The organism is Microbacterium sp. BF1, assembly GCF_019279095.1.
GTDB classification, from domain to species: domain Bacteria; phylum Actinomycetota; class Actinomycetes; order Actinomycetales; family Microbacteriaceae; genus Microbacterium; species Microbacterium maritypicum.
This window is the reverse complement of sequence record NZ_JAGYWT010000053.1, coordinates 1-9,033: the sequence shown is the minus strand read 5'-3', so window position 1 is coordinate 9,033 and position 9,033 is coordinate 1. Positions and strand designations below refer to the sequence as shown.

At 68.4% G+C, this 9,033-nt stretch carries 8 protein-coding genes and 1 pseudogene; 6 read left to right on the top strand and 3 right to left on the bottom strand.

Going from position 1 to position 9,033, the window contains the following annotated elements; all coding sequences use genetic code 11:
• Both KZA10_RS03400 and KZA10_RS03395 read left to right on the top strand, forming a co-directional pair.
• The coding region (locus tag KZA10_RS03400; RefSeq protein ID WP_374196532.1) for a phytoene desaturase family protein at nt 1-736 on the top strand (736 nt) is incomplete at its 5' end.
• Between the two features lie 45 nt (nt 737-781).
• Nucleotides 782-1,825 carry an ATP-dependent DNA ligase gene (locus tag KZA10_RS03395; RefSeq protein WP_055870477.1) on the top strand — a complete coding sequence of 348 codons (1,044 nt, stop codon included), beginning with the start codon at nt 782-784 and terminating at the stop codon, nt 1,823-1,825.
• Nucleotides 1,826-1,846: 21 nt separating this feature from the next.
• On the opposite strand, the gene KZA10_RS03390 is transcribed toward KZA10_RS03395, so the two are convergent.
• Complete coding sequence (locus KZA10_RS03390; protein WP_374196533.1) at nt 1,847-2,839, bottom strand: DNA polymerase domain-containing protein; 993 nt, start codon at nt 2,837-2,839, stop codon at nt 1,847-1,849.
• 45 nt (nt 2,840-2,884) lie between these two features.
• Between KZA10_RS03390 and rpsK the strand changes: the two are divergent.
• The 3 genes and pseudogenes from rpsK to rplQ all read left to right on the top strand — a co-directional run.
• A pseudogene (rpsK, locus tag KZA10_RS18665) lies at nt 2,885-3,046 on the top strand (30S ribosomal protein S11); the annotation flags it as partial.
• A 135-nt stretch (nt 3,047-3,181) separates the two neighbouring features.
• Nucleotides 3,182-4,171, top strand: coding sequence for a DNA-directed RNA polymerase subunit alpha (locus KZA10_RS03380; RefSeq protein WP_017829188.1), 990 nt, complete (start codon nt 3,182-3,184; stop codon nt 4,169-4,171).
• 33 nt (nt 4,172-4,204) lie between these two features.
• Entirely contained in the window at nt 4,205-4,762 is a 558-nt protein-coding gene (gene rplQ, locus KZA10_RS03375; RefSeq protein ID WP_031207971.1) for a 50S ribosomal protein L17, read from the top strand.
• Between the two features lie 71 nt (nt 4,763-4,833).
• On the opposite strand, the gene KZA10_RS03370 is transcribed toward rplQ, so the two are convergent.
• Nucleotides 4,834-6,408, bottom strand: coding sequence for an AMP-binding protein (locus tag KZA10_RS03370; protein WP_218682174.1), 1,575 nt, complete (start codon nt 6,406-6,408; stop codon nt 4,834-4,836).
• 91 nt (nt 6,409-6,499) lie between these two features.
• Nucleotides 6,500-7,720: a PAS domain-containing protein gene (locus KZA10_RS03365; protein WP_036271429.1), complete on the bottom strand. Its 1,221-nt coding sequence runs from the start codon at nt 7,718-7,720 to the stop codon at nt 6,500-6,502.
• A gap of 163 nt (nt 7,721-7,883) precedes the next feature.
• On the opposite strand from KZA10_RS03365, the gene KZA10_RS03360 reads away from it, so the two are divergent.
• Nucleotides 7,884-8,903 (top strand): tripartite tricarboxylate transporter substrate binding protein, encoded by a 1,020-nt coding sequence (locus KZA10_RS03360; RefSeq protein WP_021201107.1) that lies wholly within the window; start codon nt 7,884-7,886, stop codon nt 8,901-8,903.
• Nucleotides 8,904-9,033 lie beyond the last annotated feature (130 nt).

Below are 9,033 nucleotides of genomic sequence, written 5' to 3'. Positions count from 1 at the left end.
CTCCGACCTGGGGGCTCTGGACTGGGGCGATCCTCGTCGCGGGGACCTGCTGCTGCTGAACACCTCACCGCGGCTCGCGCTCACGCACCCCGACGTTCCTGCGGGTTACGCCCGCGCGCTCCGTTCGTACCGGTACGGGCCGGGAGCCGCGAAGGTCGACTTCGCCCTCGACGGACCGGTCCCGTGGGCGAACCCCGACGTCGCCCACGCGCCGACCCTGCATCTGGGCGGCACGCGCGCCGAGGTCTGGGCGAGCGAGAACGCCGTCGCCGCCGGACGAGTGAGCGCACGGCCCTATGTGCTCGCCGTGCAGCCCTCGATCCTCGACGATTCCCGCGCTCCCGCGGGCAAGGCGGTGCTCTGGGCCTACATTCACGTGCCGCCGGGATCGGACCTCGACCCGACCGAGTCGATCACCGCGCAGGTCGAGCGCTTCGCACCGGGCTTCCGCGACCTCATCCTCGCGCACCACGCGGTGCCGGCATCGTCGCGCGCAGCGGTCACCCCCACGGAGATCGGTGGCGACATCTCCGGCGGAGTGTTCGACATGCGCCAGGCACTGCGGCGCCCGACCCTCTCCCCCGCCCCCTGGCGCACGCCGATGCACGGCGTGTATCTGGCATCAGCCGCGACACCCCCGGGTCCGTCCGTGAACGGCATGGCCGGTTGGCACGCTGCCCGCACAGCTCTGCGGGATGCCGGTGAACCGGCAACCCTCTCCGACCTCTTCGACTGATCCCCTCCCCTTCCGCCGCGGATCGCCTGCGGCCAGGATGGGACCATGCGCTACGAGATCCCGGCTCCGATGCTCGCCAAGGCGGTGCCGGCGGTACCCGACCCGGCGAAGACCCCCGGCGGCCTGCTGTACGAGCCGAAGTGGGACGGATTCCGCGGGCTCATCGCCTGGGACGGCGAGACGGTGGAGATCGGGTCGCGCGGCGCGAAGCCCCTGACCCGCTACTTCCCCGAACTGGTCGAGGCGATCCCCGATCTGCTTCCTGGCCCATGCCTGCTCGACGGCGAGATCGTGGTCGCCACCGGGGCCCATGGCTCGCAGCGCCTGGATTGGGAGGCGCTGAGCCAGCGCATCCACCCCGCGGCTTCACGCATCGCGAAGCTCTCCGTCGAGACACCTGCGATGTTCGTCGCCTTCGACCTGCTCGCCTCCGGGGAAGACGATCTGCTCGCCGAGTCCTTCGAGACCAGGAGGGCACGTCTCGAGACTCTCATGGAGGGCGTCGAGCATCCGCTGCACCTCACGCGCACGACCCGTGATCGGGATGCGGCGGTGCGCTGGCTCGCCGAGTTCGAGGGCGCGGGTCTCGACGGCGTCGTCGCGAAGCCGCTCGACCAGCCCTACGCCCCGGGCAAGCGCACCCTGTTCAAGATCAAGCACGCCCGCACGGCCGACGTCGTCGCGCTCGGCTACCGCATCCACAAGTCCGGTTCAGGAGTCGGCTCGCTCCTGGTCGGGCTGTACGGCGGCGACGGAGTGCTTCGTCAGGTCGGCGGAGTGGCGGCGTGGAGCGACGCCCGCCGACAGGAGCTCGTCGAGGAGCTCGCCCCGCTGGTCGAACGTGACGAAGCAGGAGACGCCGTGACCGCGGAGGGCGAGAGGTCGCGGTTCAGCGGATCGAAGGATGTGAGCTTCGTGCGTCTGCGCCCCGAGCGGGTGCTCGAGGTGCGCTACGACCAGCTCGAAGGCGCCCGCTTCCGCCACACCGTGCAGTTCGAGCGCTGGCGCCCCGATCGCGATGCCCGCTCGTGCACCTACGAGCAGCTGGACACCGTCGCCGGCTACGACCTCGCGGATGTCCTGAGCTGAGCTGTCCTGGGCCGAGGGACGTCAGTCCTTCTCCGCAGGCACGCCGTCGTCGTCCCAGTTCGCCGCCACCTTCTTGCTCGGCTGCACGCGTGGGGGCTCCCCCGGCATCTTGGGGAACTCCGGCGGGAAGGGAAGCTCTCCGAGCCCGTTCTCCCTGTCGCGCTCCCACCACTCCAGCAGCGTGTCGATGCGTCCCGATGCGTCCTGCATCGCGGCCCAGGGATCGCCGACCTCCTGCAGGCGCTTCGGGATGCTGCGCACCGTGAACGCGGTCGGGTCGAGGCCGTCGAGCTCGTCCCACGCCACGGGTGTCGAGACGGTCGCGCCGGGAAGCGCGCGAGGGCTGTAGGCGCCGGCCATCGTACGGTCGCGGTTGGCTTGGTTGAAGTCGACGAAGATGCGCTCGCCGCGCTCTTCCTTCCACCAGTTCGTCGTGACCTGATCCGGCATCCGCCGCTCCAGCTCGCGGCCGGCGGCGATCACGGCATGCCGCACGTCCAGGAACTCGTGCGTCGGCTCGATCGGCGCGAACACGTGCAGGCCTCTGTTGCCGCTGGTCTTGGCGAACGCGTCCAACCCGGCCTCGCGCAGCACCTCGCGCAACGCGTGGGCGGCCCTCACGGCATCCGCGAAGTCGGTGCCGGGCTGCGGGTCGAGGTCGATGCGCAGCTCGACCGGGTTGTCGGCATCGGTGGCGAGCGACGCCCAGGGGTGGAACACGATCGTGTTCATCTGCACGGCCCACACGATCGCGCTCGCCCGGTTCAGGACGATCTGCGGATGCTGACGCCCACTGTTATAGGTCACCGTGACGGCGTCGACGAAGTCCGGGGTCCCCTTGGGCGGGTTCTTCGAGAAGAAGCCCTCGGCCCGTGCTCCGCCTGCGGGCCCGATGCCGTCGCGGAACCGCTCGAGCGACACCGGGCGGTTGCCGTTCGCAGCCAGGAACGGCACCGTCACCAGCTGCACGTACTCCGCCAGCTCCGCCTTGGTGATGCCGAGGTCGGGCCACACCACTCGATTCGGGCTGGAGAGCGCGACCTCACGCTCGCCATCGGAGTCGGCTTCAAGAAGGTCGACGTCCTCGTGAAGGGTCCGGGCTCCGGCCGCGAGACCGCGATCCGCTCGCTGCAGGCCGCCGGCCTCGAGGTGGGTTCGATCCAGGACGTCACCCCGCAGGCGCACAACGGCTGCCGTCCGCCGAAGCGTCGCCGCGTCTGATTCGCGTGTCGAGCCGCTCGGTCCCTTCGTGGTTTGAGCGGCTCGACGCCCGCGTTGCGGGCATCGACTTCCACAACTCAAAACCTCACCCCACCACATGTCATATAGCGGGCATGTGATCGAAAGGAACACAGAGTGCTTATTGCACAGCGTCCCACACTGACCGAGGAAAAGATCGTCGAGAACCGTAGCCGGTTCATCATCGAGCCTCTGGAGCCTGGCTTCGGTTACACGATCGGCAACGCGCTGCGCCGCAGCCTGCTGTCGTCGATCCCCGGTGCTGCTGTCACCAGCGTTCGCATCGACGGCGTGCTGCACGAGTTCAGCACCATCCCCGGCGTGAAGGAGGATGTCACCGAGATCATCCTCAACATCAAGCAGCTCGTCGTCTCGTCGGAGCGCGATGAGCCCATCACCGCGTACCTGCGCAAGACCGGTTCGGGCGAAGTCACCGCCGCTGACATCTCGGCTCCGGCCGGTGTCGAGATCCAGAACCCCGAGCTCGTCATCGCGACCCTCAACGAGACCGCGAAGTTCGAGCTCGAGCTCACGATCGAGCGTGGCCGTGGCTACGTCTCGGCGACGCAGAACCGCAACGAGTACGCCGAGGCCGGTCAGATTCCGATCGACTCGATCTACTCGCCGGTCCTCAAGGTCAGCTACCGCGTCGACGCGACCCGTGCCGGGGAGCGCACCGACTTCGACAAGCTCGTCCTCGACGTCGAGACCAAGTCGGCCATCAGCCCCCGCGACGCCGTCGCTTCGGCTGCCAAGACGCTCACCGAGCTGTTCGGTCTCGCCCGCGAGCTGAACGTCGAGGCCGAGGGCATCGAGATCGGCCCGGCGCCGGTGGAGGCAGTGAACTCCAGCGAGCTGTCGATGCCGATCGAGGACCTCGATCTGTCGGTCCGCTCGTACAACTGCCTGAAGCGTGAGGGCATCAACACCGTTTCTGAGCTCGTCGCCCTGTCGGAGACGCAGCTCATGAACATCCGCAATTTCGGCCAGAAGTCGGTCGACGAGGTGCGCGACAAGCTCATCTCGCTCGGTCTGTCGCTCAAGGATTCGGTGCCCGGTTTCGACGGCGCCCACTTCTACGGCGGCAGCGAAGACGAGTCCTTCTGATACCCGACCTTTCTGACCAGGAGCTAGACGATTATGCCCAAGCCCACTAAGGGTCCCCGCCTCGGAGGCGGCCCCGCACACGAGCGCCTGATGCTTGCCAACCTCGCGGCGGCGCTCTACACCCACAAGTCGATCAAGACGACCGAGACCAAGGCCAAGCGCCTTCGCCCGCTCGCCGAGCGTCTGATCACCTTCGCCAAGCGTGGCGACCTGCACGCGCGTCGTCGCGTGCTGTCGGTCATCGGTGACAAGGAAGTCGTGCACGTCCTGTTCTCCGAGATCGCGCCGCTCGTCGCTGACCGTGAGGGTGGCTACACCCGCATCACGAAGGTCGGCAACCGCAAGGGCGACAACGCGCCGATGGCCGTGATCGAGCTCGTCCTCGAGCCCGTCACCCCGAAGGCGAAGTCGACCAAGAAGGCTGCTGCTCCGAAGGCCGAGAAGGCCGAGAAGCCGGCTGAGGTCGTCGAGGAGGCTCCCGCCGAGGAGGCTCCCGCCGACGAGACCGTCGAGGCCGGCGCCGAGTCGCAGGCCGAGGGCGAAGCAGCCGAGGCTGCCGCCGAGGACGCTGTCGAGAAGAAGTCCGAGTAAGCACTTCGCTCACGAAGAAGCCCGCCACCCCGAAAGGGATGGCGGGCTTCTTCGTGTACCCGGTGACGTCGTCAGCGGGTACGCAGATCCTTGCGCAGGATCTTCCCCGAGCTCGACTTGGGGATCACGTCGATGAACTCCACCTGCCGCACCTTCTCGTGCGGCGCGACGTGGGAGGTGACGTGCGCCATGACCGCGTCGGCGTCGAGGTCGGCATCCGGCTGTCGCACGACGAAGGCCTTGGGCACCTCCTGGCCGTCCTCATCGAGTGCGCCGATCACGGCGGCATCCGCGATGGAGGGATGCTCGAGCAGCACGGCTTCCAGCACGGCCGGAGCCACCTGGTAGCCCTTGTACTTGATGAGCTCCTTGAGCCGGTCGACGATACGGTAGATGCCCTCATCGGTGACGGTGGCGACATCACCGGTGTGCAGCCAGCCGTCGGCATCGAGCATCTCTGCCGTGGCGTCCGGGCGGTTGAGGTAGCCGACCATGACCTGCGGTCCCCGCACCCACAGTTCACCGGGCTCGCTCGCGCCCTCTGCCGGCACTGTGACGTCTTCGCCCGAATCGGGATCGACGAGCCGTGCTTCGGTGTTCGGGACGAGCGGCCCGATGGTCGAGCGGTCGATGTCGGTGCGCGCCTCGGAGATGAGGTTGACCGCGGGGCTGGTCTCGGTCATGCCGTACCCCTGGGTCACGATGCACCCCAAGCGGTTGGCCACCGCCGAGGCCAGGGCGCCGTCGAGAGGCGCGGCGCCGGAGAAGATCACCTTCACGGCGGAGAGGTCGTACTGGTCGACGATCGGATGCTTCGCGAGCGCGACCGCGATCGGGGGAGCGACGAACACCCAGGTGGTGCGGTGCTCGGCGATGATGCGCAGGAACTCGGGGAGGTCGAACTTCGGCATCGTGACGAGCCCGGCCCGTTGACGCAGCGCGAAGTTCAGCAGCACCGTCATGCCGTAGATGTGGAAGAAGGGCAGGACGGCGAGCACCCGGTCACTGGCATCGACGCCGAGGACCGGACGGCACTGCGACACGTTGGCCACCAGGTTGCGGTGCGTGAGCATGACGCCCTTCGGGCGGCCGGTCGTTCCCGAGGAGTATGGGAGGACGGCGAGATGGGTCGCCGGGTCGAATGTCGCGTCCGGTGCGGGGTGCCCTTCGCCGAGCAGCGCAGGGAGGGACGGGTGGCCCTCGGCGCCGTCGAGAACGATCACGTGGTCGGCGTCGAACCCGAGCTTGTCCGCGGCGGCCTGTGCGCCGGGAAGCAGAGGGGAGACCGTCACGAGCCAGGTTGCTCCGGCGTCGGTGAGCTGGTTCGCGATCTCGTCGGCGGTGTAGAGGGAGTTGATGGTGGTGGCCGTCGCCCCCGCGCGGAGGATGCCGTGGAAAACGGTGGCGAAGGCCGGGATGTTCGGACAGAGGACGCCGACAGTGGTGCCCACCCCGACTCCGCGTGCCGCGAGGGCGCCGGCGAAAAGGTCGATCTGTCCGACGAGCTGCCGGTAGGTGGTGGTCGCCCCGCTCATCCCGTCGACGAGGGCGATGGTGTCGAGTTCGGCTTCGGAGAGATCGCCGAACAGGAACTCGTGGATGGAGACCTCGGGGATCTCCACATCGGGATAGGTACTGCGAACCATGAGATCTCCTTCGATCCGGGCAGGCTGACGACGACGTCGAATGCGATCCAGTGTCGCACACAATGGCACTGCGTCCCAGGGGTGACGGGCCTCAGACGGCGTCGTTCGACCGGTAGCGGGTGCTCGGGCGGCCCTTGGTCGAGTAGTCGAGCGTGCGGGTCGCTCGGCCGGAGCCGGCGAGATGCTCGAGGTAGCGGCGGGCGCTGACGCGCGAGATCTCGAGGTCGTCGCCGATCTCGGTCGCCGAAGCGTCGGGGCGCGCGGCGAGAGCTGCGCAGACACGATCGAGCGTCTCGGCGCTCAGTCCCTTGGGGAGCCCGAGTCGCTGTCGGAACGCGATGATCGCATCCGCGGCCTCGACCCGTCGCACCACGTCGTGCAACTCGGTGTGATCGCGCAACAACAGCGTCGCTCCGATGCCTTCGCCGTCTGCCTCGCTTCCGGTGCTGCGGGCGACGAGCACGTGCGCCCCGACGATCACCGGCCGGCCGGCGGACTCGCCCTGCCGGAGCACCGTGGCGAGCTCTGTGCCCAGGACCTCGGCGGCGGGTTCGCCGTCGAGATCGGCGGCATCCCTGTCGAGGAATCGCGCGGCGGCGTCGTTGACGAGTGTGATCCGCCCGGTGCCGTCGACCGTGATGACCCCTTCGCTCAGACCGTGCAGCGTGGTCTCCTGGTTCTTCACGAGAGCGGCGATCTGGTGGGGTTCGAGACGGTAGATGCGCCGCCGGATGATGGAGGTCACCCACGCCGAGCCGAACACCCCGAGAACAGCAGCCGCCAGCATCGCTGAGATCAGCCAGACGAGATTGGCCGAGAACTCCTCGTTCAGCTCCGACTCGAGAATCCCGACGGATGCGGTGCCGATCACGTCGCCCTCATCGTCGCGGATGGGCACCTTGACCCGCCACGACGTGCCGAGCGTGCCGGTCTGCGTGCCGACGTAGATCTCGCCGGCGAGGGGGATCGACGGGTCGGTGGAGACCTTCTCGCCGATGCGCTCCGGATTCGGGTGCGAGTAGCGGATGCCGTCTTCGTTGGCGACGACGACGTAGGCGAGGTCGGAGGCCTCGCGGATGACCTCGGCGATCGGCTGGATGGCTGCGGAGGGCTCGGCATCGTCGAACGCCGCGTGCACCGTCGGGAGCGCGGCGATCGACTGGGCCACGGCCTGCATCCGGTCCTTGTACGCCTCGCGGAGAGCCTGCTCCTGGAACGCGCCGGCCACGATGCCGGTCGCCAGGGTCACCAGGAACACGATCAGCGCCTGCAGCACGAGCAACTGCACGCGGAGCGTCATCTTCGAGGCCACCTGCTCATTCTGGCCCTTCGGCGAGTGCGGTGCGAGCGGGCGGGAGAGCCGCTCGTGACCAATAGTTCCGAAACTCCGACCAATGGTTTCCGAAGCTGGAGCAGGCGCAGCTCCCGCTCCAGGGTGGAGCCACAGCACCACGAACGCTCAAGGAGGAGCGCACATGAAGAACGCACGCATCGCAACCCTGGCCGGGCTGGCCGCGGTCGCAGCCCTCACACTCACCTCGTGCGCGGGAGGCAGCGCAGCGACCGACGACGGTGGAGGGGAAGCAGAGACCGCCACCGTCACCGACGTCTCGATCGTGGTCCCGGCGGATCCCGGTGGGGGATGGGATCAGACGGGCCGGGCGCTGTCGCAGGTGCTCACGCAGGACGACCTCGTGGCCTCCGCCCCCGTGACCAACGTGGGCGGTGCCGGTGGCACGGTCGGCCTCGCCCAGCTCGCCAACGAGAAGGACCCGAACACGCTGATGGTGATGGGCCTGGTCATGGTCGGAGCGGTCGAGACCAACGCCTCGGCCGTGCGGATCGAGGACACCACACCGATCGCCCGGCTCACCGACGAACCGCTCGTCGTGGTGGTGCCGGCCGACTCGAAGTACGACACGCTCGAAGACCTCGTCGAAGACGTCGTCGACAACGGCCAGGCGGTCACGATCACCGGCGGCTCGGCGGGCGGCGCCGACCACATCCTCGCCGGTCTCATGCTCGAGGAAGCAGGACTCGACGGGGCCGAGATCGCCGAGAAGCTGAACTACACGCCGAACTCCGGCGGCGGCGAGGCCGTTCCGCTGCTGATCGGCGGCAAGGTCGCCGCGGGCATCTCGGGCGTCGGCGAGTTCGCGCAGCACATCGAGAGCGGCGCGCTCAAGGCTCTGGCTGTCTCGAGCGAGGAGCCGGTGTCGCAGCTCCCGGATGTCCCGACCATCACCGAGGAGGGGTACGACGTGGTCCTGACCAACTGGCGCGGCGTGATCGCCCCGGGTGGCATCTCCGACGGCGAGAAGGACGAGCTGGTGCGCGTGATCACCGAGCTGCACGAATCCGAGGCGTGGACGGAGCAGCTGGAGACCAAGGGGTGGACCGACGCGTTCCTGGTCGGCGCGGAGTTCGATGACTTCCTCACCGGGAACATCGAAGAGGTCACGGCGACGCTGAAGAACATCGGTCTGGTGCAGTGACATGACGGTCCCCGCCTCATCGGGGACCGAGGAGCAGGGGGTGCGGGTCGACCACGATGGTCGACCCGCACGCCGCTCTCCCTCCGTCCCCCTCGGCGAGCTCGTGTTCGCCGGAATCATGGTCGCGCTC

What these genes read in the sequence shown, in the direction of transcription:
- KZA10_RS03370 (WP_218682174.1), bottom strand. Translation starts at nt 6,408, where the DNA reads ATGGTTCGCAGTACCTATCCCGATGTGGAGATCCCCGAGGTCTCCATC.
- rplQ (WP_031207971.1), top strand. Translation starts at nt 4,205, where the DNA reads ATGCCCAAGCCCACTAAGGGTCCCCGCCTCGGAGGCGGCCCCGCACAC.
- KZA10_RS03395 (WP_055870477.1), top strand. Translation starts at nt 782, where the DNA reads ATGCGCTACGAGATCCCGGCTCCGATGCTCGCCAAGGCGGTGCCGGCG.
- KZA10_RS03360 (WP_021201107.1), top strand. Translation starts at nt 7,884, where the DNA reads ATGAAGAACGCACGCATCGCAACCCTGGCCGGGCTGGCCGCGGTCGCA.